This window comes from Pseudobutyrivibrio sp. MD2005 (assembly GCF_000621865.1).
Lineage (GTDB): Bacteria > Bacillota > Clostridia > Lachnospirales > Lachnospiraceae > Pseudobutyrivibrio.
Map to the genome: position 1 here is coordinate 86,804 of NZ_KK211360.1, position 25,115 is coordinate 111,918.

The window sequence follows — 25,115 nt, forward strand, 5'->3', positions numbered from 1 at the left end:
GAATATGAGAGATTTACTGGAAATTAGGGACGAAATTGATGTTATCGACAAGGACATACTTAATCTGTTCACTAAGAGAATGGAGCTTGCATGCCAGGTGGCTGATTACAAAATCGCCAACGGCAAGGGTGTGTATGATAAAGAAAGAGAAGATGCTAAGCTTGTTAAGCTTTCATCATATGTTGACGATGATGATATCTTTAGCCAAATGGCAGTTAGAGAGCTTTACACTCAGATAATGTCAATCAGTAGAAAAAAGCAGTTTGCTATCTTAAGGGACAAGGGTGTTGAATTTAAAACCGGTTTTACCAAGGTAGATAAATTTGATTTTTCTAATGCAGTTGTTTGTTTCCAGGGCGTGCAGGGAGCATATTCAGAGCTTGCTATGAGAGCCTTCTTCGGTGAATCTATGAAATCTAATTTTCATGTAGATTTATGGCGAGATGCCATGGATGCCATTAGCTCAGGTGAGGCTGATTACGCAGTGCTTCCAATTGAAAACAGTCTTGCTGGATCTATCGAAGAAAATTTTGATTTGCTATCAGAATACAATGTTGTGATTATTGGTGAGCAAATCATTAAAGTTGATCATGCCCTGCTTGGTGTTAAAGGAGCAAAAATAGAAGATATAAAGACAGTTTACTCTCATCCAAAGGCTATTGCACAGTGTGAAAATTACATTCGTAACAATCACATTGAATGGGATGTTAAGAATCTACGTAACACAGCAATGAGTGCTCAAAAGATTCACGATGATAATGATATTACACAAGCTGCTATCGGTAGCACTTACAATGCAAAGCTTTATGATTTAGATATCTTAGAAGAAAGCATTCAGGATGATAAAAATAACGAGACACGTTTTATTATCGTTTCAAAGGATAAGAAATATAAAGAGAGTGCAAATCAAATCAGCTTGTGCTTAGAGATATCCCATGAACCGGGAAGTCTATATAGGATTCTGTCAAACCTTATGTTTAACGGAATCAATATGAATCGAATTGAATCAAGACCAATTAAGGGGGTTAATTGGCAATACAGATTCTTTATCGATATTGATGGAAATCTAGATGACGAGGCAGTGAGAAATGCCTTAACAGGTCTAGCGGAGGAGTGTGTAAGTCTTAGAGTTTTAGGTAACTATTAAATGGGGGAATAGTATGAAATTATTTGCGAGCATTTATATTGGATCTTACGAGACTACCATGAAGGTCTTTGAAATCGGAAAGCAAAAGGGTGTTAAGACAATTGATACTCTTAAGATTCAATCTGATATTATCAAAGACGTTATGAATAACGGTAGTATTCTGCCGGACACAGTCTCAAAGCTTTGTCGCGTCTTAAATGATATGAAGCGCACCATGGAAGGATATAAGGTTGATAGTTATTCAGTGGTTGCAGGTCCTAATATAAAGCTTGCCAGTAATGCATTAATTGTGCTGGAACAGATTAAGGTCAACACCGGTCTTTCTGTTTCAGTTCTTTCAAATTCTGAACAGCGCTTTTTAGGCTATCAGGCTGTAGCATCTACAGACGATTTTGATGAGCTTATTAACGAAAGCGCTGTACTTATTGATATCGGTGGCGTATCACTTCAAATCACTCTTTTTGCCAAAGGCAAAATAATCACTACCCAGCATCTTTCATTGGGTACAGTTTCAATTAGCGAGAATCTTAAAAAGCTTGGTAAGACTGCTGGCAATTATTTTGAGCAGACATACGAGATGATGTACAAGGAGCTTGAGGTATTTAAGACAATGTTTCTTAGGGACATTGAGCCTAAATATATGATTTTGCTTGGCGTTCAGGTAAGTTCTATTGCTGAACGTCTCTCAGGTTTTTCATCTAAAAAAATAAAAAGTAAAGATTACATGGATTTTCTAAACAAGATTGATATGCAGTTCATCAGAGCATTTGAAGCTGACAATGATATTTATCTTGATAATGAAAATCTTATTGAGCCTGTGGTTATGCTTTACAAAGTTCTTGGAGAGACACTTAACCCGGATATTGTGTATGCACCTGGTGTTTCTGTGTGTGAAGGTATGGCATTTAATCATGCTTTCAACAAAAAATGGCTTACTGTAAACCATGATTTTGATAATGATATTATTTCAGCTGCCTGGTCAATTGCAAAGCGTTACGGAAGCTATCAGCCTCATCTTAAGGCACTTTATAAGTTGTCCTCAGAAATATTTGATGCTATGAAAAAATATCATGGCATGGGAAAAAGGGAGCGAGTTTTGATTCAGTGTATTGCCATTTTGCATGATTGTGGTAAATACATTTCCCTTTCAGAGGCATCAAGCTGTTCTTATACAATCATTATGTCCTCTGAAATCCTTGGACTTAGCCATATTGAAAGAGAGCTTATCGCCACAACAGTTGAATTTAACAGAAAGCCTGTTGAGCCATACGAGTATCTTTCTGATAGATTTACCCAGGATGAGTATTTAATCATTCTTAAGCTTTTGGCGATTTTAAAGGTGGCCAATGCCTTAGACAGATCCCATAAGCAAAAGATAAAAAATGTAAGCATGAGAGTGAAGGATAGAGAGCTTTTGATATCAATAGAGGCTAATAGTTCATTGGCTCTTGAAAAGGGATTATTCAAGAAGAATGCTGATTATTTTGAAGAGATTTTTTCTATTAAGCCAGTGCTTAAGGAAAATGGAAGGATATAGGAGGCGTTTATGTCTAATAAAATCAACTATTCAGATGCAAGATATTTTGATAATCGTGAATTAAGCTGGCTAAAGTTTGAACTTAGAGTCCTAGGCGAAGCCCAGGTGAAAGAGCTTCCAATCCTTGAAAGGGTTAAATTTGTCAGTATTACATCTTCAAATCTAGACGAATTTTTCATGGTGCGTGTTGCTTCTTTAAAGGACATGGAGCATGCAGGATATACAAAGCCGGACATTGCTGGAATGACTCCTACAGAACAGCTTATTGCAATAAATGAAAAGACAAGAGAGCTTGTAGATTTGCAATATAACATTTGGGGCAAACATTTAAATCCGGTTTTAAAAGAAAACAATATAATCATTTATGATAAATACGAGGATTTAAATGAAGAGCAGCTAAAATTTATCGACTCATTTTTTATGAGCCAGGTTTATCCTGTTCTTACACCTATGGCATTTGATGCGTCACGCCCATTTCCTCTTATCAGAAATAAATCACTAAATATCGCAGCATTAATCGAAAAAAAGAAGGATGTTGCGGGCGCAGGAAAGGATAACGAGGACGTTGAGTTTGCAACAGTACAGGTGCCATCTGTGCTTCCTAGAATTGTGGCCCTTCCATCAGAAGACAAAAATCAGGATTGCTTTATTTTGCTTGAACAGATAATAGAGCGCAACATGGATAAGCTTTTCTTGAATTATAATGTTGTGGCTGCATCTCCTTACCGTATTATGAGAAATGCCGATTTTTCAATCGATGAGGAAGGCGCAGAAGATTTGCTTCTTGAAATCGAAAAGCAGATTAAGTCTCGTCAATGGGGCGAGGTTATCAGGCTTGAGGTAGAAAGCACAATTAATAAAAGGCTATTATCTATTCTTAAAAAGAATCTTGGTGTCAATGAAATAGATATTTATAAAATCAAAGGACCTATCGACCTTACATTTCTTATGAAGCTTTATGGCATAGAAGGCAGGGATGATTTGCGTCAGCCTTCATTTAAGCCTCAGGAGAATCCAAGGCTTCGTCCTGGTGAGAAGATATTTGATGAAATCAAAAAGGGTGATATTCTTTTGCATCATCCATATGAAACATTTGATCCAGTGGTAGATTTTATTGCTCAGGCTGCATTTGATCCACAGGTGCTGGCTATCAAGCAGACTCTATATAGAGTATCTGGTAATTCACCAATCATTGCCAGCCTTGCTCACGCGGCGGAAAATGGCAAGCAGGTAACAGTTCTCGTTGAGCTTAAGGCTAGATTTGATGAGGAGAATAACATTATTTGGGCAAAGAAGCTTGAAAAAGCTGGTTGCCATGTAATCTATGGATTGGTAGGCCTCAAAACACACTGTAAGATTGCTCTTGTTGTGCGTCGTGAGGATGATGGTATCAGACGCTATGTTCACCTGGGAACAGGAAATTACAACGATTCTACAGCAAAGCTATATACCGACTGCGGTATGTTTACATGTAATGAAACATACGGTGAGGATGCAACTGCAGTATTTAATATGCTTTCTGGTTATTCAGAGCCTGCAAGCTGGAATAAGCTTGTAGTGGCTCCTTTATGGCTGCGTGATACATTCATAACTCTTATCAATAGGGAAATCAGCCATGCCAAGGAAGGCAAGGAAGCTGTCATTATTGCTAAAATGAACTCCTTGTGTGATAAAGAAATAATTGAAAAGCTTTATGAAGCAAGTAGCGTAGGAGTCAAGATTTATCTTATTATCCGTGGTATTTGCTGCCTTCGTACTGGCATACCAGGCGTAAGCGAAAATATCCATGTAATGTCTATTGTTGGAACATATCTGGAGCATGCCCGTATATTCTATTTTTATAACAATGGTGCCGAGGATATCTACATGGGTTCAGCAGACTGGATGCCTAGAAACCTTGATAGACGTGTGGAAATAATCTTCCCGGTTGAGGATGATCAGCTAAAGCTTAAAGTTAAACATATTTTAGATGTTCAGCTTGGAGATACACTTAAAGCATATGAGATGACAGATGAAGGTTCTTATGTTAGAATCAAAGCTGCTCGTGGCAAAAAGCCTGTGGGAGCACAGGATACTTTTTGCAAGGAAGCAAAGAAATCTAGTGAGCCAGAGATTGATTTTCTGAAGAAACGAAGCTTCACACCAATCTTTGCAAGTGAGGTTATTGATGACTAAAAAGATTCTAGCAGTTGATTTAGACGGAACACTATTTGACGACGAAAAAGATATTTGCAAGGCCAATATGGAGGCCCTTGATGCAATGCTTAGCGCAGGACATATTCTTGCAGTTGATACAGGACGTCCTACACATGTAATGAAAAAGATTCTTCATCCATTTGGAATATTCGAAAGAGAAAATGTATATTTACTTGGCTATCAAGGCACAATTGGAACGAAGGCATCTGATGATGAAATAATTTTTGGACATTATCTTGATAATGAAATGGCACTTAAGCTTCTTCATTATTCTAAGGATGCAGGCTATTCTACATTGGCTTTTGAATACGGTAACATCTATTCATTTAGACATGACAGCGCAATCGATAAATACGCAGAGCGTTCTAAAGAAAAGATTACAATTATCAATTCTCCTGAAGAATTGGCAGGGCATAAGCTTACAAAGGTTATTGTTTTGGATTTTGATAATCCAGATTCACTGTTTGATTTTCAGGCAGCTCATGAGGATGAGTTATCATCAGAATTTCTTAGTATGTTTTCTGATGTTTGTTTCCTTGAATACATCGGTAAGAACACAAACAAAGGTGAAGGCCTTAAGGAATTAGCAGCTCACTTGGATATTCCTATGGAAAATACAGTTGCCTGCGGTGATGAGAGAAACGACATCTTCATGGTAAAGATGGCAGGTGTCGGTGTTGCAGTGGCAAATGCACGTGATGAATTAAAGGCTGAGGCCGATTATATCACCACTGTAGATAATAATAATGGAGCAGTGGCAGAGGCTATAAATAAATTTATTTTAAATTAATAGAAACTGTTGACGTTAAAGGATTTATGTGGTAAATTATTAGCGTTGTGAAAACAAAGTAGAGTATCCACTCTCACCTTAGCACGTATTATTTACTGTGACTTGGGTCTTATACTTCACACAAACCTTGTTTGTGATGATTTATGGTGGATATTCTGTATCCACTTTTTTATTTTATGGAGGTAGTACCATTAGCGATTTAATGATTAATGAGCAGATTCGCGACAAAGAAGTTCGTGTAATTGGCTCTGATGGGGAACAGCTTGGCATTATGTCAGCAAGAGAGGCACAGAAGCTTGCCGATGATGAAGGCTTAGATTTAGTTAAAATTTCACCAAAGGCTAATCCACCAGTGTGCAAGATAGTTGATTACGGTAAATTCCGTTATGAGCAGGCACGCAAGGAAAAGGAAGCTAAGAAAAAGCAGCACGTTGTTGAGGTCAAAGAAATTCGTATGTCTCCAAACATCGATGCTAATGATATGAACACTAAAGTAAACGCAGCTAAGAAGTTCATCTCAAAGGGCGACAAAGTAAAGGTAACACTTCGTTTCCGTGGTCGTGAGATGGCTCACATGCAGTCGTCAAAGCATATCTTAGATGATTTTGCAGAGGCACTTGCAGAAGTTGCTGTAGTGGAAAAGGCACCTAAGATTGAAGGTCGTAGTATGAGCTTGGTGCTTACAGAAAAGAAATCGTAATACAGGAGGAAAATTATCATGCCAAAGATGAAGACAAGAAGAGCAGCTGCAAAGCGCTTTAAGGTAACAGGAACAGGAAAGCTTAAGAGAAATAAGGCATACAAGAGCCACATCTTAACCAAGAAGACTACAAAGAGAAAGAGAAATCTTCGTCAGTCAGCTATCGTTGATTCAACAAACGTAAAGAACATGAAGAAAGTACTTCCATATCTCTAAGATTTGGTTGTAGTTAGTTATTTATTTCGGTTAGGAGGAAATTAGAATGGCAAGAGTTAAAGGCGGATTAAACGCTAAGAAAAGACATAATAGAACATTAAAGTTAGCAAAGGGTTACAGAGGCGCTAGAAGCAAGCAGTATCGTGTTGCAAAGCAGTCAGTTATGCGTGCCCTTACATCAGCTTACGCTGGTAGAAAGCAGAGAAAGAGACAGTTCAGAACACTTTGGATCGCTCGTATCAATGCTGCAGCTCGTATCAATGGACTTTCATATTCTAAGTTCATGTACGGTCTTAAGCTTGCAGGTGTTGAGATGAACAGAAAGATGCTCGCTGAGCTCGCTGTTAACGACGCTGAAGGATTTGCAAAGCTTGTAGAAGTTGCAAAGGCTAAGGTAGCTTAATAACGTAATTTGTCGGTCTAGTCATCTGATTAGGCCGATTTTTTTATAAATTTTTTTACAAAAGAGGGACTATAAATGAAGAAATTATTAGTAATGCTTATGTGTATCACAATGCTTTCAATGACAGCATGTGGCAACAAGGACGATGTTGAGGATGTAGAGGAAGTTACAACAGAGACATCAGAAAATGATGTAGAAACATCTAAGGACGTTGAGGAAGAGGAACCTGAGGAAGAAGTTGTAGATTTAGATGATTATGTTGGTTTCTATTATGATGGGGAAAATGATGTAACCATCGAAAAAGCTGGTGATAACTACACAATGGAAGTTGGTATTTTTAGACTCACCACTTTGGATGGTGGTAAAGTGTCTGCCACAGCAGATGGAGTATTATTTGAAACAACAGATGCTGCTGGCGACCCTATAACTGTCTCTTTCTGTAAGGATGGTGAGGATTATACACTTGAAATAGTTGATAGTACTTGGGCATATTTGGAAAATGGACAGAAATATACAGGCTTCTATCAGACAACAGAAGAGGAAGCGTATCCAGCTTCAGAATCAGACCTTGAAGACGGAGAATACTATACAAATCTTGTTAGTCAGCCTTCTCAATATGCCAATGAATATATTACAAGCATTTCTTTTGAAGCTGATTGTATTGTGGTTGATGCTTCATTTGCAAAATATGAAAATGGCGATTTCTCAAATAAGACTTCTTATGAAAAAAAGTCTTATGTATTGTCAATCGATGGTTCTACAAAATACTGCTCAGGTGGTGGAGATGGTGATCCAATCTATATGAGTTCCAGTGAATTCGAGCAGTATGTTAATCAGTGTATGGATTCAGGCCTGGGGCTATCAATCATTATTGAAGGTGGCTTAGTTAAGGAAATTGGAATCTGGTCATAAATCTGCAGTTCATTGTTTTGTGACACTTTTGTGCCTCATGTTTGATATTATATATATAAATGTTATATATCAATATCGATAGGAGGATGTGTATTTATGAAAAGAATAGTTGGTTTAATGCTGATTGTAGTATTGGCGTTAACAGGTTGTGGTGCTAAAAAAGTAGATAATGATAATCAAAGTGCCACTACTACTGAATATTCAAATGACTTGTTTAAGATGGCTTTACCTAGCGAGCTAATAGATATCAGTGAGGTCGAGACTGACGGTAATCGAATTTCTGTTTACTATAAAGAGGCTAAAGATGCAGGCTTTGGAGGTTTTGTATTTTCGGTATGTGCCTATACTTCTCCAGAGGAATATGCTGGAGGCCCTTGTAAAAAGATAGGTGAGCTTACAAATGAAAAGTACGAGATTTATGATATCGTACTTGAGCAAGCTACAGAAATTCAGTGGGATTATAATGAGCCAGATATGCCAGAAGATTACAGTAAGCTTTTGGATGCAACTGACGCCTGCCTTGAAGGCATCGAGGGCATTAACGATAACACTTTCGTTTTTGGCGCAGGAACAAAAGGCGCAGATTTGTACAACAATATTCTTGCAAAATACGTAAAGGCTATCAATGAAGGCTGGGAGCCTGCTAAATACGAAGAAGAGGATATGAGCCCAGAAATTGGTGTTGCAGCTATGCAGGCTGAAAATCCTCTTGATGTAATTGGATTTGCATATCAAGATATTAATGTTGACGGCATTGATGAATTAATGGTAGGCGTAATTTCAGAAGATGAACTAAAGGGTGTCGTATATGATGTTTACACAATGGTAAATCGTGTGCCTGAACATGTAGTATCTGGTACAGCTAGAGATAGATACTACAATTATAACGATGTTTTCCTTTGCAATGAATGGTCTGGCGGCGCTGGAGAAAATGGTATTGATTTATATAACCTAGAGCCAAACTCTACAGAGCTTGTTCTTCAGTATGGGTACAAGTATGATTCCTACACAGACCCTGAAAATCCATGGTATAGAACTTACGACCAGGAAGAATATGAAAGCATAACAGAAGAGGAATATAATGAAGCAGAAAAAATGTCTGATTCTTACGTGTTATTTGATTACACACCTCTTTCAAAGATTAATGATGCAACTACTGAGGATAGTGCAGATAATGGTGCGCTTCCAACTTACGAGTACCCAGGACCAGAGTTATTCTATTCAGTTATGTATGATTATATTGCTGATGAGTTTGGTGCCCATTATGATAAAGCAGATGTGGGAATTCCATGTCCAATTATTGTTGCAGAGGATGAAAGCGACAAGGATGATATAAAGGTTTGGGGTGATTTCTGGTATTTCAATTACACACTGAATGGTGATACTTTAGAGTGTGTTTCTGGAGGTTCATATCCAGGATGTATGCACTTCAAGTACACTGATGAGGGATACGAAGTAACAGAATTTGAAGCAGTGGAAGATGGTTCTAATTTTGATTCATCTGCTAAAAAGATTTTTGGCAAGAATTATGATAAGTTTATCGAAATCAATTCAGATGAAAAGCTTCGCGAGGATACCAGAGCACAGATTATAGCAAATTACGTTTTTGACAAAGATCTTGATATAAAGGCATATAATGATTATGAAGGAGAACCAGTAGAGCTTCCAGAGCAGAATATTGATTCGTTCTATAGTAATCTTTAGGAGTAAAGCATATGATGAATAAGCGAAACATAGAAATTATCTCCTATATATTGATAATATTGGGAGCTATTTTGGCAAGTTTTTCAGTTGCTCTTATATTGCTGCCTAACGATGCGATTGATTATGGAACTGCTGGCGTGGCAATCATAATTAGCAAGAAGACCGGCTTACCACTTGCACCATGTGTTATCGCTGTGTTTGTGCCATTTATTATCCTAGGCTATTTTGTGCTTGGAAGTAGATTTACAATTAAAGCTACAATTGGATCTATCGCATATACGTTAGGAATAAAGTTTTTTGAAGGCATTCCATTTGAGCTTAATACGGAACACTTTTTAGCGGTAGCATTTGGGGGCGCATTGCTTGGCGCTGGTTTATCATTAATTCTAAGAAGTGGCGGCTGTATCGACGGCTCAGAAATTCTAGCAAACATAGTAGTAAAGCGTTTGTCAGATAAGACTGGCCAAAACTATAGCATGACTCCGGTTCTGCTTCTGTTCAATGCCGTGGTTTACATTACTGTGTTTATAACAATAGACGCTACAACAGCTTTATTAAGTTTGCTTGTCTATGTAGTGGCCACAGCTGTTATTGATCATTACACTGACCATTTCGAATCTATAAAGCAGGTAACCATCATCACCAAAGATGCAGAAGGCATTAGCAAAGATATAAAGCTCAGGCTTAACAAAACCTGTACCATTATGGATTCAAGAGGTGCTATTGCAGGCGATAACTATACGCTTATTTGCTATATCAGTTATTTCGAACTGCCTATAATGAAGGACATTATTTCATTCCATACCGGTAGCTTTAGCACGGTATCTACAATTGATGAGATTTTAAGATGATATAGACTATGATATGAGTATCACTTTGGAAGATTTTCGAAGTGGTACTCATTTTTTATACATTCAGTTAGTTGGAGGAATCTAGGAAATTTCATTGAGCCATTTACTGTTTGGTCACTTTAACCGAGAAGTATCACTTTTAGCGATTTTTTCTAAGTGATACTCAATTTTGGTGAAAAATAGGTTGTTTTCATATTTTTGAGTATCACTTTAACCTTATAATTCAAAGTGATACTGATATTTTTGAAATCTCTGTTGATTTTTGCTTTTTCAAGTATCACTATTTAAATCTGGCAAATAGTGATACTTGTTTTGGTGTTTTTTATTGATATTTGGTAGAATCTGAGTATCACTTTTAAAATTGTAAATAAAGTGATACTTTTTTATGCAGCGTTTGAATGGTTGTAAGTGCTTTTCCAATTGTTTTAACTGGAAAAGATTATGAAAGTTGCAACAGCTGGAACCTGCGGTCCTTAGAACGGTAGGATTGATTTCTATTGAAAACATCCAGCCAGGAGATATGGTTTATGCCAAGGAAACAGTTGGTGTAGAACAATCCGTAGATGTAAGTCAGGATGCTGAGACCGCTCCGGTACTTGAAGTATTCTCACATGAGGTTGATGAGACATACATCGTAACTATTGATGGCGAGGATATTGAGACTACTGCAAATCATCCATTCTATGATGAAGATGGCGAGCAGGTAGAGGCTAAAGATCTTGAAGAAGGCGATGAGCTCACAACCGAAGATGGTAGCACAGCTTCAGTAGATTCTGTTGAATGCGTACATCATGATGAACCAGTAACTGTATACAACTTCTGTGTAATGGAAGACCATACTTACTTTGTAGGTGAGCATGGGGTACTGGTGCATAATGAATGTGATGGATCAGCACTTGATAGCTTCGATAAAAAAGTAAAGGAAAGCAGAACAAAATGGGGGAAGGAGCATGGAAAAGGTAATGTTAAGCATAATAATGCGATAGAAGACGAGTTGGATAAGGCTCGCCAGAACCATTAAAAAATATCTTTTGTAAATTCCATTATAAATGCCTTCACATCTTGATATGAAATCTCATCAGATATGAGATTTCTAGTGGTACGCTCGTAATCATTTTCGTAGAAATCTTTATCACAAAATTCTTTGATTGTGGCAGCTATATCTACGCTAGGCTCGGCAGAAGGAGCTACATTATCTTTTATTTCTAATCTATGATTACGAACCTCAGTGACAAGAGATTTGAAATTTTCATCTACTGCAACTTGCTGTCCAAGCTTATAAATATCATATAGATGGCGTGAGTTTCTTGCAGCTTTGTTTTGAATGTAGTAGTCACATAAAGCAAACAGCTTATCAATCAATGTTCGCTCTAAAGATTGCACCTGCATAGGAAATGGCAGAAGATTATACTCTTCAATTAATTCAGGTTCCTCATCTTTTAAAGCTTCATAGATATAGTTTCCTATCATTCTCTCTTCGGTTGGAAAAGCATAAGACATTAGGGCAGTTTCCAGCTTTACATATGTAGTCAAAAAAGGATTATCTACTATGGAGCTATATGCAAAATCGTAGTGATTGTAATCTTTATTACTTTCAATAGAATCCCAGTTTGCTATTGTAAATCCTAATTTATCTGCAATGGATTTTAAGATATCGTATTTAAGATTCTTTCTTCTGCTTTTTCCTAAATGTTCAGTGAATGTAATATCAATATCTTCTGAAAAACGATCTATTACTCCAAAGGCCTTCGAAAGAGAAGTGCCGCCTTTAAAGCAGATAGGATAATCACATGAAGAAAGCTCCTTAAGGATAATTGTGACATAGTAATCCTTCTCTATGATATCTTGGGCTTGACCCATCTTTTCTGCAGTAAGGGCGACGGTATCGCCAAATAATTCTTTATCATTGTGCAAGTACATTGTCTAACCTCAATTCATAATAAAATTTGAATGCTGTGAGTGGAAACTTTCTTATATATTCATCCACGTCGCTTCTTTTTATGTTATGTGATTCAATAAATTTCAAGAAGCATTGTCTGGCTTCTTCATAATCATAATCTAAATATGAGTCTAAATCCGACAATAGATACAGCATTTGTAATATGTATACGTTTTCTTCGGTGATGGCTGTAAGTGGCTTTTTTACATTAAATTTTCTGTTACCAATAATAACATCCCTAGGGGCTGAGTTAGTGTTGTTACTTACTATCTCAACTACATGAGGAACCTGGGTAGAGATGCCAATCTGATTTGCAAAGGTATTTCCTGTATAGAATCCATCAACCTTTCCATTCTTGACTATAAATCTATATTTGGCAACGGTATCTGCTGTTGGTCCAACTGCTGATTTAAGCCTGGTTTTCTTTGGTATATAATAAATGCCATTATCATACTTAGCAAGCACCCCCTTTTTGCATAGCGTAGATAGCTGCTGGGTAAGGGCTGGCTTTGAAATAGTGCCATCATATATATCTGAGAAGAAGATTGGCTCACCTTCTTTATACTTATCTTTTATGTAATTGTATATCATATCATCACCGCCTTAACAATCTGAAATAAAAAATATATTTCGTTAAGTCTATTTTAACATGTTATTAGAATATGTCAAAGAAAAAGTAGTCTCAAGTTGTAAAGGGGGCAGCCTAACTAATGTGGTCAACTTAAGTATCACATTGGGGTTAGACAATCAATCTATAAATTTGAAAAATGACCAACAGAAACATATTGCGTATATCTTGATAATTTGAGATAATATCTTCTGTTGGAAAAATTGTATAGGCTATATACCTATAAAGGCAGATAGCCTAACGAAGGGAGAAAGAAAATGTTTATTTTATTTGGTACAACTGAAAAAACAAAAGTTATGACAGAGATTGAAACTAATGAACTCTGCATGAATTGTAATAATATGGTAAAGCATGGGATTATCAGAAAAAGATCATATTTTACATTATTTTTCATTCCATTGATTCCACTTCATACTCGCTATTCAATTATTTGTCCAGCATGTACTTTTGAAAGAAAGATAAAGAAGGCAGAGGCGAAAGCATTCTGCAATCGTATAGTAACTATGGTTGATAACGAATTCGGTTACAGCGAAAACAAAAAGGGGGCATAAGATATGTTGGATAAAAAGTATAGAAAGAAAAATGGTAAGGCTTATCTTGTAATTTTTTTCAATTCGTTCAGAAGAGTATTTGTAGGTCTATTCCTGTTAATCACATTGTTTTGCTTAGTTGCATTCGCATTAATTCCTGCAGTAGTTTTCTTAGCACTTACTATACTTGAGTTTTATAGATGTAAGGAAATTGATAATGTAACTGATAATCTTCGTGAATACGGAGTATTAATGGTAAATCATCCTGAATATACTGTTTATGATTTCTCTAAGGCATTAAGAAAAGATGTAGAAACAGTAAATTCTGATATTGAGAAGATGCTTAAAAAGAAGGTTTTATTTGGTAATGCTGAGCAAACAAGATTTTGCCTAGATGAGGATTTCAATTTAAGGGTTCTCTTACAACAGAATGGATGGGCTAGTGCAGTATTTGTAAACTAAAAAAGCAATCTTTTATCAAAATATGATGTATTAAAGATGTAAAATATAATAGTATCACTTTGAAAGAATTCAATGTGATACTATTTTTGATATGAGTAATTTGGAGGCGGAATAATTTATGGAAGAAAAAAATGAGTAATATAGGTGAAAGCAAAGTATATAATAAAATATATAATCGTGATGATGTGTTATTGTGGGATGTAATTGAGTTTCAAGATAATACAACTTTAAAAGTTAATATTATATCAACCAATTCGAAATATAAGCAGGGAATCCGGATTGCTGTTGATTTTGGTGATGGCTTAATAGATATTAATGGATTAACCGGTAAAGAGTTTTATCTGATGGAAGATACCTGTCCAAAAGATGCGATAGTAAAAGTGAGTTCAAAAAGGGGAAAACTTAGTGTTTACAATGTTTATGAAAGGACTGATGGAAATCTTCGATCATTAGGTGATTACAGCGGAATGATTGTAAAAGAAAATGGTAAATATAGAGAGTATAGATGTACTACGTCCAGTATAGATGATTTTAATACACTGGTTTTTTCCATAGAGATTACGTAAGTAGTAGAATCTAGAATTTTGAATTTGAATTATTGAATTTGCTATTGTAAATCCTAACTTATCTGCAATGGATTTTAAGATATCGTATTTAAGATTCTTTGAGCCTATGAATTTTTTTCTGTAAATATGGAACTTCTATGATAATTTAGATTTGTGATGGGTGTAGTCAGATTGGCTACATCCTTTTTTAGAACTATACAGTTCCTTGGAAGACAAGTCAAGAAATATTTGTTTTATTCAACTTCTTAGTGTATGCTTTTGAAAACATATACAATCATAGGAGGGCATAAAAAATGGAATCTGAAATGGAACTAGTATAAGGAGGCAACAATGAACATCAAATATACAGATAAGCATAACTTTAATAAAAATGAACTAGAAGAATTATTTTTATCAGTGGATTGGTCTTCAGGTCATTATCCTGAAAAACTCTGTGTAGCAATGAAAAATTTTAATACCGTTTTTTCAGCTTATGATAAGGATAAACTTGTTGGAATGGTATGTGCCATGGATGATGGTGTTATGAATGCATACGTCCATTATTTGTTGGTAAATCCTGATTATCAAGATCAGAAGATTGGCAGGACTTTAATCGAAAAGATTAAAGAAAAGTACGAAAGCTATCTTAGAATAGCTGTAATTGCATATGACAATGAAATGAACTTTTACAACAACTGTGGCTTTGAAAAAAGTAAAGATGCATCACCTATGTTTATAACATCCTTGTGGACATAATTTATAACCATTGAAAGACCTCAATCTCAGTTAAGAGACTGAGGTCATAATTTTTAGTCTGTTAATCTGCCAGCATACATGATTGAAAGCTCTCCACGAACTTTGCCCCAATTTCGGATTGGCATTGTCCATTATTAAATTTACAGAGATTTTTTCAAAGGCTCGTAACTTCAAAAAACCATAACCATGACAGCTTCCTGTTAAGAAGATACAGCACTGTAGCTATAGAGTATGCAATGATATATATAATCAAAATCGAGCCAATTATCATCCATATAGGTAACTTGGTAGGATCCAAAAAAGGATAAGGAATCATATTCATTGGCATAACTTCTGCTGTGAAAAGCTGAATAATTATAAGTCCATATATCGTAATAAACCAGGTTCCGTTAAGTCTCGTAAGAGGTTTTACTTTGCCTATTGGTGAATCATTTGTAATGAATGAAATAACCATAAGAACAGGGAGAATAAAGTGAGTTACAACCTCATCCCACTCATCAAGAGCTGACGGATCTCCCAGGCAGAATCCTATAAATACCACAATCATTATTACCGCCTCTGAAACTGCACAGGAAAGTCTTATAAAATATACCGGAACATGCGTCATTTCTTTACTTGTAACTAATTCATACATGTTAACAACTATAAATATGAGTGAGCCAATCATAGTAAAAAGCGTTCCATCAACAGTGAGCCATCTGAGAGCATATATTCCTGCCTTTTTTGCAAAGACAATATACATCGGAACTATTCCAATCATCACAATAACCATGGATATTACCAGATTTATTGTCTTTTTAAGGCGAAAGCGTCTGTCGAATTTTTCCATTACCCCGTCAAGATTATCAACTTTACTCAATGTGCACATACCCCTTCCATGTTTGTAATGACTTCATCATAGATTTCCAGCGTGCTGTCCACGAAATGTTTATCATCAAACCTCAAAGACATCTCTTTCGCATTTTGGCCAAGTTTAAGCCGCATATCCTCATTTTCTAATATTTTCATGATATATTCACAAAAATCATCTCCAGTTTCAAAGGAATACCCGTTTACTCCGTTTTCCAGAACTCCTTTAAGACACATGTCTTTTCTGCATACTATTGGCAAACTACAGGCCATAGCCTCAATATATGACAAACTGTTAACCTCAAAATCCGATGCCGAAACATAGACTGTTCCTATGTTATAAAAACGATAAATCTGATCAGGAGGAATTCTTCCTGTGAAAAAAACAGAATCATTTATATTTAGTTTAGCTGTCTGTTTTTCCAGTTTTTTCCGGTATAATCCGTCTCCTACGATAACAAGCTGAATCTCCGGATCTTTTTCCAAAAGTTGTTTCATCCAATTCAGGATGTTTGTAATTTTCTTCTCCTTACCAAGACGTGATACCACAAGGAGAATCTTATTATTGTCACGGATGCCGTATTGGCTCATCAACTTTCTGCGCTCTTCTTTGGTCACATTTCTCTGAAACTTTTTTAGATTTATTCCGTTATGTAAAACTGTACACTTATTCTTTACGAATACATGCTGATCGAATGTCAGTGCTTTTTCAGCGGGCAATATAACAAGACTTGCATGTTTATATGCAAAAAGCCCCCACACTATCGGAATCAATGTGATTGGAAAAATTTTGGAAACTTTTCCAAACACATATTTTGAATAATCTGTATGAGACGTCATGACAATAGGCGCACCACAAATATCAGAAATCATATTAGCTATGATCCCGGTAGGACCTTCTGTGTGAATATGGATAATGTCAGGCTTCCATGCAACAATTTCATCGATAAATGCATGTCTTCTGATATGACTCTTTTTCCATTCAGGATAAAAGATTGATCTATATGATTGCAGGTAATAATCATCACCATTTTTATAACTTATATTCTGGTCGGATAAAGTAAGAACTTTCACTTCAATTCCACGCCTTCTCATTTCATCAGCGTAAACTGCTACTATCTGGGCAACGCCATTTATATCGTCCCTATATCCATCAGAAGTAATTAGAACCTTCAATTGCACCATCCCCCTCCAGATTGTCCGTCTCAAATAATACAGCCTTACTTTTTAACTTTATTTCTGGTAGTGTATCAAATCGGTATGATTAATTTGTTAAAAATAAATATCTTGCAGTATTTGCGCCAAAAACAGACAGGGATAGATGTACAATGCTTGAGGGAAGTGCTCTTGAGGGAGAATGGACAAAGCAACTTCCAAAGCATGATATGAATATTGTAGTTATGGAGAATAAAAAATCCTAAGTAAATAATATAATCAAATACCCTTCTGTGATATATTAGAAAGAAAAAATATAGCAAAGGGATTATTTATGAAAAAGACGTTAGTTACATTATTATTGGCTTGTATGCTTGTGGGCTGTGGAAATAAGCAGAGTGATGAGATAATTGGTGGGGCAGATGAGCCTACAAGTATTATATTAGAATCGGATTCAACAAAAGATGATGAGAGCGGTGCAGATTCAATTACTGATGATGAGGCTTTTAATGCTATAAAAAACTACTGCTATGAGAATTATCCTGATGTAAAAGAATTAGAAGAGTCTGGAGAGTATGAGGTTTACTGGAATATTGAGTCTAGTGATGACAAGCAGATAGTTGTTGCATTTAGATCCTATACTGCAGCGATTGTTCGTTTTTACATTGATACCGCCACAGGAGAAACCTACATAACAGAATATGTTTCAGGCATTACTGATAAGGAGGAGCCTACTGGAGAGACTTTTAATGTAAAAGACTATTTTGAAATAGGTGAATAATGATATGGAACGTGATGAGTTAAAAGAAGCCATTCTTAGAGATCTAAATGCAGAGGAATATCCTTTTATTATAGAAGTTAAAGGAAACACCATTATTGGAAGATGGAAGACTCAGGAGATTCTTGAAGGTGCTAATCCAAAAAGATATCGTCCCTTTTCTGTAGAATATAAGCTCCGTGCAGACGGAACATTTTATGGCGGGGAAATGACAGTCCACTGTGATGAGTACAAGCCACCTATATCAGCAGAGTCTAGAGGGATGTATTCTGTTACTGCCAATGAAAATTTGAAGTGGAGGAAAAAGGTGGATGTTAAAGACTGGTCTACTATTGACCACGACGAGCAAAAGCTTTTTTCAATAATAGAGCATTATTTGATAGATAAAGGTTTTTCCTATCGACCAGGTGTATGGAAGCATGCTTATATAGGTTGGAGACAAGGATATTACTTACGATTAGTAGGTGCATTACTATTGTTTGTTGGTACCTTTATTTTTATAGGCTCACTAGGTACTGGAAACTTATTTCTTAATCTATTTCCTTGGATTCACATCCTAGTTGGTGCTTGGGTTCTTCTTATAGGATTAGGGAAGATTCCGTTTTACCATCTTAGGAATGACATACTGATAAAAGTGATTATTGGAACCATTGCAATTTGCTGGTTGCTAGTCTTTGCCTGTATGTTTTTTGATATAGATCCACTTGGATTCCTTTTTAGATAAATAATATTGTCCAACAAATTACCCTTCTATGTAAAGGGGTCAGGCACTCCGTCTTTCAATTTATGATCTTACATACCATTTTTTGAACACATTATTATGATAGGATTTTTTATGTAATTAGTATTCAATAGTTTTGTGGCATTATAGTTAATCTTTTATGGGTTGAAGAGGTATTTATTATGCTTGGAATATTAAAAAACAGCTTATTAAAAGATATTTATAAGAACAGGACTACGTACTTGTTGATGGTTTTGTTTATTTCTGTCGGTATGTATGTAGCTGCGACATTGGCATCTATTACATATTCTTATAATATAGTTTGCAATGCAAATTATATCACATCAAATTATCAAGATGGTCAATTTTCACTTAGAGCCCCTTTAAAAGAAAAAACGGAAATATCTTTGGAAAAAAATGGAGGGGTTACTCTAGAACGTATATTTTCATTTGATTTAAAAATTGATAATGATAGTATTCTTCGTATATTTAAACTTCGCAAAAATATTGATTTAGTAGTATTAGACAAAGGTGTTTATCCTAAGAAAAATAATGAGGTAGTATTAGATAAATGTTTTGCTGCCAATCATAATCTATTGGTAGGGGATGTTATTAGCATTAATTCCAAAGAATATTTTATAACAGGGCTAGGTTCAGTGACTGATTATGATGAACCAGATAGGAATATTTCAGATTATGGTTCAAATAGTTTAGTATTTGGCTTAGCTTTTTTAACAGATGAAGCATATGCGTCGCTATTATCAGAAGCAGGAATGGCGACTAGACAGGAGTATGTATATTCTTATAAGTTAGAAAAAGGCGCAACAGACGAAAATCTAAGACTCGAATTAATGGCTCTATTAGAATCGGATGACATGGTCATGACATTTATTCCTCGAAATAATAATGGAAGAATGTGTAGTGCAGTTGAGGATGGTTTCGCGTATGAAATATGCGGATTTGCTGTCGGTATAGGTCTCTTATTTCTTGTATCTGTTATATTTTATCTAAATATAAAGAAAACTATTGAAAAAGAAAGCTCATCAATTGGTGCTCTTTATGCCATGGGAGTAAAAAAAATTGAAGTAATCTTTATGTATCTTGCGCCACCTACACTAGTTTCCTTTGTAGCAGGCTTACTGGGATGGCTCGGTAGTGTTTGTTTTAGTGCTACAGAGCTGGTTTCCAATTCGAATTATTATTGTGTACCATATGTACCTCTTAAAACATCTCCATTTATATTTGTGTATTGTGTATTAATGCCTCCAACAAGTTGCTTTTTGATCAATGTAATTATACTTAATAAAAGCTTTTCAAAGCCACCAGTAATCTTGCTAAAAGGTACTATGGATATTAACGAAAAATGCTATAAGGGGCACGATAACAAAGGGATTATGTTTAACCTGATATGTTCACGTATTTCTAAAGATTTTGGTTTATTCATAGTTCTTTTTATAGGTTCGTTAGTAGCTGGCATAATATATATGCTTGGATGCGGGCTTGGTCAATTTGTCGGCAACATTCAGAATAGACTGCCACAAGAAATTAGGTATAAATATGTATATGATTTGCTAGATGAAACGTATGAGCCACTTAATAACGGGGAAGCAGTTTATAAAAAGACTTTTAAATATGATAATCTGGGATATGTGCTTGATATTGAGTTTTTGGGTATCGAATCCTCGAGTGAATATTTTGATGTAAGTACAGATAATTTAAATGGTCGAATTATAATTAGTAAAGCTATTGCTAATAGATATGGATTACAAAAAGATGATAGTTTAACAGTATATGATGGTGTGACAGGAAAAAAGTACATTTTTATCATTGCTGGAATAGCTGATTATAAGGTAATGTATACTGCATTTATGGATATAGATGATTTGCGTAATCTTTTGGGGCGAGGAAATGTATATAATTCTATATATTCTGATGTGGTGTGTAATTATAGTCCTAGAGAATTGCTAGGTTCATATAGTAGGGAAGATTATTTGAATCCTATCGATAGTTTTGCTGAGGAAGCAGGTAGTATGAAAGTGTTCTTTATAGTTGTGTCTGTATTCTTCTTCGCTGCGATGATTATTTATATTGTGAGATTTTCAATAAATGGTGCAACGCGGCATATTGCCATTTACTCTGTGCTTGGATATAGCAACGTTGAACTGCAAATAGTATTCCTTTCAAGTACAGCATTATATTCAATAGTATGTGGAGTTATGGGGTTAATTATTGGATTTGAGTTTTCAAAGATTGCGGTACCTTATCTTTTAGCAACAACACCTATAGGAATATTTTTGACGTATTCCATTAAGAGATTTATACGAGATATTCTGATAATTATTCTAATATACTTGATAGCTGTAGTTGTTTCGTTTAAACAAATTAAAGATATAGACGAGTTACAGTATATTAGGGCGAGGGAATAGTGAAAGGTGGTTAGTGGTATATGGTTATTGTAAGAAATATAAAGAAAGCATATGGAAGCGGAACAGGTACGGTTCATGCATTGAAGGGTGTGTCTTGTGAAATTCAGTCTGGTGAAAAATGTGCAATCATAGGCGCTTCAGGAAGTGGAAAGTCAACATTACTTAATAGTATAGGTGGATTAGAGAAAGTGGATGAAGGAGAAATAATAATTGATGAAACAAATATAAATAGCCTTAATAAAGAAGAACTAAGGCGTTTTAGACGAGATAAACTGGGCTTTGTGTTTCAGTTTTACAATCTTTTACCTAATTTATGTGTAAGAGACAATATAAAGGTTGGAGAAAAGCTTAGTAAGTCACCAATGAATTACGAAGGACTTCTGAGTACCCTTGGACTGAAACAGTTCGAAAACATGTATCCTCCAGAATTATCTGGAGGTCAGCAGCAGAGAGTATCTATTGCGCGAGCATTGATTAAAAATTCACCCATACTTTTATGTGATGAACCGACTGGCGCATTGGATTCAACTACTTCCAAAGAAATATTGAAACTGCTAGAAGAAATCAATAGAAAGTATGGTACAACAATCATTTTTGTCACGCATAATAATGCTATTACACAGATGATGGACACAACAATAATAATGAAAGATGGAATGATTATTGATGTAATAAAAAATCCAAATCCTGTATCGGCAGAGGAATTGGATAATCTGTGACAATTATTTAGCTTTATAAAATATGCTAAATTGCGTAAAGGGGTCAGGCACTGAAGAAGGTGCAAGTGAGCAACCTTTCTTTATTCCTTTAAATTAATGTCATTTTTCTAAGGCTGGGTAGTTTTAAATGAAACATCATCCAAAGCACTGCTATTTTTAACTTTGATTAAAATGCGTAAGAATATATTATCCTCATCAGAGATAACAAAATTCTTACAATATAGAATTTGGCCGTTTTTATCTAGAATACTATAAGTTTCAATATATCCACTAAAACTCTGATCACGATATTCTTCAAAGGAATAGTCAGATACTTCATTACCCATTTTATTCGCAGAATCTTTAGTAGTTGACTCGGCGGTGGTACCAGACATATCGAAATCAGAATATGGCTTTGCCCATACCATAACTACGCCATAGTCATCCTTTGAAAATACATAATTATCCGAATAAGAATCGTGAGTCTCTTTTTCAATAGCTTCATATAATCCTTCTGAAAAGTTTAGATTGATGGTGCTTCCATGGGACTCGAAAGAGTAATTGGTCAATTCCTTATTTGTAATACTATCCTTAGAATCTATGTTAGTAGAATCATTTTTTGATTTCGCGTCATCTTGACTATTATTTCCAGCTTCCTCATTTACAAATCCTGCTTCTATTTTATCTCTTTCGATTGCAGTATTTTGATAATCATTTTTGAAACTGCATGAGCAAAATAATAGAGAAGACAGTAAAAAAATAATGGCTGTCTTTTTCATAAACTTAGTTCCATTCATTTAAAAATTACTTGCACATTATCGTATATATGAATCTAAATATCAACATATTGATAGCTGATAAGTATCACTTTAAAAATTTCAAATAAAGTGATACTTTAAAATTAAATGTGAAGGCGAATTTGCCAAAGGCAGATATTTGCAGATAATTTCATTGTTGAATCATTTGAGCAGCATTTTAAAACATTATTAAAAGAAGGAAGTAGATAAATATGAATCATTTTTATTTTATTAGACATGGGGAAACTGTTTGGAATGTCGAAAACAAGATTTGCGGAGTGACAGATATTGAACTAACAGAAAGAGGTCATGAGCAGGCTATTGAAACAGGAAAAAAGATATTAGAACAGGGAATTACTGCAGATGTAATACTTGCATCCCCTCTTGTAAGGGCAAAAGAAACAGCAAGACATATCTCTGAGATTACAGGAATCCCTGTGGAAATTGAGCCAAGACTTAAGGAGCAGAATTTTGGTAGATTTGAGTCTACTCCTAGGGATGGAGCAGAATTCCATGAAGCAAAAAAGGATATGGCAAGCAGATTTGGAACAGGTGAATCAATGCTACATTTGGCCCAGAGAATTTACAATCTTATAGATGATATAAAAAAGTCTGACAGGGAAGTTATATTGGTAGCCCATAATGGAATTGCAAGGATGGTAGAATCATACTTTAGGGAAATGAATAACGAAGAGTTTTCTTCTTGTGGAATTAAGAATTGCGAGATTAAGAGGTATGATTTTTAAAATGATTATACGAGGGGATATAAGTGATGGAATAAAAAAAATAGTGGCAAGCTTAATAGATGACTTCTTGCTGACAATTTCATTGTTTTGTAAGCAAGAAGTCATAGTTTTATCACAAGCTAACGTAACAATGTGGCCTCTTAGACAATTTGCGATACGAATTCAGCAAATATTGTCATTTTTTATCGCAAAGTTTGTCGGAGCCAGCATTTATTTGTTTGCTTGTGATAAAAAATGGGGTTTTTCTTTATTTTTGTATCGCAAATCATACTTAATGCCGCATGTTATCGTTGGAATGTGATATTCTGGTATAGCATTTGTGCCTGACTCAGATAAATCTACTGAATTTTATGAGAATCTATCTGATGAAGCAGATTTTGAGCTGTAGTTGTTTATTGTAAACAGATTGCAAAGGTTCATAAGCGTATGGGGCGATGATAGAATTCGTACCCAGAATATATTTTTTGTGTAAAATAGCTATATTATGGTCGCTTTTGCAAAAAAATCTATACTTAATTTACTTTAATTCTTAAGTGCTTTCTGCTAAGCTAATACCGGATAGAAACATAAGGAGGATATTTTTATGGCTATTTTAGTTACAGGCGGTGCTGGTTTCATCGGAAGCCACACATGTGTAGAGCTTCAGCAGGCTGGATATGATGTTGTTGTTTATGATAATCTTAGCAACGCATCTGAAAAATCACTTGAAAGAGTAGAGGCTATCACAGGAAAGCCAGTAAAGTTTTACAAAGGTGATATTTTAGATCGTGATAGATTAAATGAGGTTTTTGAGAAGGAGCAGCTTGATTCATGTATTCATTTTGCAGGTCTTAAGGCTGTTGGTGAATCAGTTCAGAAGCCTTGGGAATATTATGAAAATAATATTGCAGGTACACTTACACTTGTTGATGTTATGAGACAGCATAACTGCAAGAACATCATTTTCTCATCATCAGCTACAGTTTATGGTGACCCAGCAGAGATTCCTATTACAGAAAAGTGCCCTAAGGGACAGTGCACAAACCCATATGGATGGACAAAGTCTATGCTTGAGCAGATTCTTTCAGATATCCAGAAGGCTGATAACGAGTGGAATGTAGTTCTTCTTCGTTACTTCAATCCAATTGGAGCTCATCCATCAGGAACAATGGGAGAGAATCCTAACGGAATTCCAAACAACCTTATGCCTTATATTACACAGGTTGCAGTTGGAAAGCTTCCTGAGCTTGGTGTATTCGGTAACGATTACGATACTCCAGATGGCACAGGTGTCCGTGATTACATCCATGTTGTAGACCTTGCAAAGGGACATGTTAAGGCGCTTAAGAAGATTCAGGACAATTCAGGTCTTAGCATTTACAATCTTGGTACAGGTGTTGGTTATTCAGTTCTTGATATTGTTAAGAACTTCGAAGAAGCAAATGACATCAAAATCCCATATTCAATCAAGCCTCGTCGTGCAGGTGATATTGCTACATGTTATTCTGATGCTACAAAGGCTAAAGAAGAGCTTGGATGGGAAGCTGAGTTTGGCATTAAAGAAATGTGTGCTGACTCATGGAGATGGCAGAAGAACAACCCTAACGGATACGACGATTAATTCAAAACATAATAGTTGTACAAATAAAG

Annotated in this window: 27 protein-coding genes; 22 read left to right on the forward strand and 5 right to left on the reverse strand. The window is 35.6% G+C overall.

All coding sequences use genetic code 11. From position 1 onward, the window contains the following. The first annotated feature begins 4 nt into the window (after positions 1-4). The 11 genes from pheA (at position 5) to T498_RS15860 (ending at position 11,477) form a co-directional block, all read left to right on the forward strand. The gene (gene pheA, locus T498_RS0113145) at positions 5-1,147 is read left to right on the forward strand and encodes a prephenate dehydratase (RefSeq protein WP_028236325.1); all 1,143 of its coding nucleotides are present in this window, start codon (positions 5-7) and stop codon (positions 1,145-1,147) included. Positions 1,148-1,160: 13 nt separating this feature from the next. Next, a complete protein-coding gene (locus T498_RS0113150) occupies positions 1,161-2,684 on the forward strand; it encodes a Ppx/GppA phosphatase family protein (RefSeq protein ID WP_028236326.1) in 1,524 nt (507 codons plus the stop codon). Positions 2,685-2,693: 9 nt separating this feature from the next. Next, positions 2,694-4,859 carry an RNA degradosome polyphosphate kinase gene (locus T498_RS0113155; RefSeq protein WP_028236327.1) on the forward strand — a complete coding sequence of 722 codons (2,166 nt, stop codon included), beginning with the start codon at positions 2,694-2,696 and terminating at the stop codon, positions 4,857-4,859. Then, positions 4,852-5,670 (forward strand): Cof-type HAD-IIB family hydrolase, encoded by an 819-nt coding sequence (locus T498_RS0113160; protein ID WP_028236328.1) that lies wholly within the window; start codon positions 4,852-4,854, stop codon positions 5,668-5,670. The genes T498_RS0113155 and T498_RS0113160 overlap by 8 nt, the downstream gene beginning before the upstream one ends. Before the next feature lie 202 nt (positions 5,671-5,872). Further along, entirely contained in the window at positions 5,873-6,370 is a 498-nt protein-coding gene (infC, locus tag T498_RS0113165) for a translation initiation factor IF-3 (RefSeq protein WP_028236329.1), read from the forward strand. An 18-nt stretch (positions 6,371-6,388) separates the two neighbouring features. Continuing rightward, complete coding sequence (rpmI, locus tag T498_RS0113170; RefSeq protein ID WP_028236330.1) at positions 6,389-6,586, forward strand: 50S ribosomal protein L35; 198 nt, start codon at positions 6,389-6,391, stop codon at positions 6,584-6,586. 46 nt (positions 6,587-6,632) lie between these two features. Further along, complete coding sequence (gene rplT / locus T498_RS0113175; protein WP_028236331.1) at positions 6,633-6,989, forward strand: 50S ribosomal protein L20; 357 nt, start codon at positions 6,633-6,635, stop codon at positions 6,987-6,989. Between the two features lie 75 nt (positions 6,990-7,064). Beyond that, positions 7,065-7,901 carry a hypothetical protein gene (locus T498_RS16390; protein ID WP_051524813.1) on the forward strand — a complete coding sequence of 279 codons (837 nt, stop codon included), beginning with the start codon at positions 7,065-7,067 and terminating at the stop codon, positions 7,899-7,901. A 96-nt stretch (positions 7,902-7,997) separates the two neighbouring features. Beyond that, positions 7,998-9,605: a hypothetical protein gene (locus T498_RS0113185; RefSeq protein ID WP_028236332.1), complete on the forward strand. Its 1,608-nt coding sequence runs from the start codon at positions 7,998-8,000 to the stop codon at positions 9,603-9,605. Between the two features lie 11 nt (positions 9,606-9,616). After that, on the forward strand, positions 9,617-10,456 hold the full coding sequence (locus T498_RS0113190; protein WP_028236333.1) for a YitT family protein: 840 nt from the start codon (positions 9,617-9,619) through the stop codon (positions 10,454-10,456). 448 nt (positions 10,457-10,904) lie between these two features. Continuing rightward, positions 10,905-11,477, forward strand: coding sequence for a polymorphic toxin-type HINT domain-containing protein (locus T498_RS15860; RefSeq protein ID WP_155951077.1), 573 nt, complete (start codon positions 10,905-10,907; stop codon positions 11,475-11,477). Here T498_RS15860 and T498_RS0113200 read toward each other — a convergent pair. Both T498_RS0113200 and T498_RS0113205 read right to left on the reverse strand, forming a co-directional pair. Continuing rightward, positions 11,474-12,376 (reverse strand): nucleotidyl transferase AbiEii/AbiGii toxin family protein, encoded by a 903-nt coding sequence (locus T498_RS0113200; RefSeq protein ID WP_028236334.1) that lies wholly within the window; start codon positions 12,374-12,376, stop codon positions 11,474-11,476. The two genes, T498_RS15860 and T498_RS0113200, sit on opposite strands and share 4 nt — an antisense overlap. Then, the gene (locus T498_RS0113205) at positions 12,360-12,986 is read right to left on the reverse strand and encodes a DUF6088 family protein (protein WP_028236335.1); all 627 of its coding nucleotides are present in this window, start codon (positions 12,984-12,986) and stop codon (positions 12,360-12,362) included. Before T498_RS0113205 ends, T498_RS0113200 begins: the two co-directional genes overlap by 17 nt. A 294-nt stretch (positions 12,987-13,280) precedes the next feature. Here T498_RS0113205 and T498_RS15865 point away from each other — a divergent pair, with 294 nt between their 5' ends. From T498_RS15865 to T498_RS0113225, 4 genes are all read left to right on the forward strand, one after another. Continuing rightward, on the forward strand, positions 13,281-13,574 hold the full coding sequence (locus T498_RS15865) for a zinc-ribbon domain-containing protein (RefSeq protein WP_051524818.1): 294 nt from the start codon (positions 13,281-13,283) through the stop codon (positions 13,572-13,574). A gap of 3 nt (positions 13,575-13,577) precedes the next feature. Then, positions 13,578-14,015 (forward strand): hypothetical protein, encoded by a 438-nt coding sequence (locus T498_RS0113215; protein ID WP_028236336.1) that lies wholly within the window; start codon positions 13,578-13,580, stop codon positions 14,013-14,015. 131 nt (positions 14,016-14,146) lie between these two features. After that, complete coding sequence (locus T498_RS0113220; RefSeq protein ID WP_028236337.1) at positions 14,147-14,581, forward strand: hypothetical protein; 435 nt, start codon at positions 14,147-14,149, stop codon at positions 14,579-14,581. A gap of 330 nt (positions 14,582-14,911) precedes the next feature. Further along, positions 14,912-15,316, forward strand: coding sequence for a GNAT family N-acetyltransferase (locus T498_RS0113225; RefSeq protein ID WP_028236338.1), 405 nt, complete (start codon positions 14,912-14,914; stop codon positions 15,314-15,316). A gap of 154 nt (positions 15,317-15,470) precedes the next feature. Here the strand turns inward: T498_RS0113225 and T498_RS0113230 are convergent, their stop codons facing one another. Both T498_RS0113230 and T498_RS0113235 read right to left on the reverse strand, forming a co-directional pair. Continuing rightward, positions 15,471-16,175 (reverse strand): hypothetical protein, encoded by a 705-nt coding sequence (locus tag T498_RS0113230; RefSeq protein WP_155951078.1) that lies wholly within the window; start codon positions 16,173-16,175, stop codon positions 15,471-15,473. Then, entirely contained in the window at positions 16,172-17,341 is a 1,170-nt protein-coding gene (locus T498_RS0113235) for a glycosyltransferase (protein ID WP_197019973.1), read from the reverse strand. The genes T498_RS0113230 and T498_RS0113235 overlap by 4 nt, the downstream gene beginning before the upstream one ends. Positions 17,342-17,654: 313 nt before the next feature. Here T498_RS0113235 and T498_RS0113245 point away from each other — a divergent pair, with 313 nt between their 5' ends. The 4 genes from T498_RS0113245 to T498_RS0113260 all read left to right on the forward strand — a co-directional run bounded on the left by T498_RS0113245 (position 17,655) and on the right by T498_RS0113260 (position 21,964). Then, the gene (locus tag T498_RS0113245; protein WP_028236341.1) at positions 17,655-18,101 is read left to right on the forward strand and encodes a hypothetical protein; all 447 of its coding nucleotides are present in this window, start codon (positions 17,655-17,657) and stop codon (positions 18,099-18,101) included. A 4-nt stretch (positions 18,102-18,105) separates the two neighbouring features. After that, positions 18,106-18,822, forward strand: a complete 717-nt coding sequence (locus T498_RS0113250; RefSeq protein ID WP_155951079.1) for a hypothetical protein — start codon at positions 18,106-18,108, stop codon at positions 18,820-18,822. A 179-nt stretch (positions 18,823-19,001) separates the two neighbouring features. Then, on the forward strand, positions 19,002-21,245 hold the full coding sequence (locus T498_RS0113255) for an FtsX-like permease family protein (protein WP_028236343.1): 2,244 nt from the start codon (positions 19,002-19,004) through the stop codon (positions 21,243-21,245). Between the two features lie 20 nt (positions 21,246-21,265). After that, on the forward strand, positions 21,266-21,964 hold the full coding sequence (locus T498_RS0113260; RefSeq protein WP_028236344.1) for an ABC transporter ATP-binding protein: 699 nt from the start codon (positions 21,266-21,268) through the stop codon (positions 21,962-21,964). Between the two features lie 107 nt (positions 21,965-22,071). Here the strand turns inward: T498_RS0113260 and T498_RS0113265 are convergent, their stop codons facing one another. After that, complete coding sequence (locus tag T498_RS0113265; protein WP_155951080.1) at positions 22,072-22,740, reverse strand: hypothetical protein; 669 nt, start codon at positions 22,738-22,740, stop codon at positions 22,072-22,074. Between the two features lie 212 nt (positions 22,741-22,952). Between T498_RS0113265 and T498_RS0113270 the strand changes: the two genes are divergently transcribed. The 3 genes from T498_RS0113270 to galE all read left to right on the forward strand — a co-directional run bounded on the left by T498_RS0113270 (position 22,953) and on the right by galE (position 25,086). Then, positions 22,953-23,486: a histidine phosphatase family protein gene (locus T498_RS0113270; RefSeq protein ID WP_028236346.1), complete on the forward strand. Its 534-nt coding sequence runs from the start codon at positions 22,953-22,955 to the stop codon at positions 23,484-23,486. Then, a complete protein-coding gene (locus T498_RS0113275; RefSeq protein ID WP_028236347.1) occupies positions 23,476-23,787 on the forward strand; it encodes a hypothetical protein in 312 nt (103 codons plus the stop codon). The genes T498_RS0113270 and T498_RS0113275 overlap by 11 nt, the downstream gene beginning before the upstream one ends. A 282-nt stretch (positions 23,788-24,069) precedes the next feature. After that, complete coding sequence (gene galE / locus T498_RS0113280; RefSeq protein WP_028236348.1) at positions 24,070-25,086, forward strand: UDP-glucose 4-epimerase GalE; 1,017 nt, start codon at positions 24,070-24,072, stop codon at positions 25,084-25,086. The last annotated feature ends 29 nt before the right edge of the window (positions 25,087-25,115 follow it).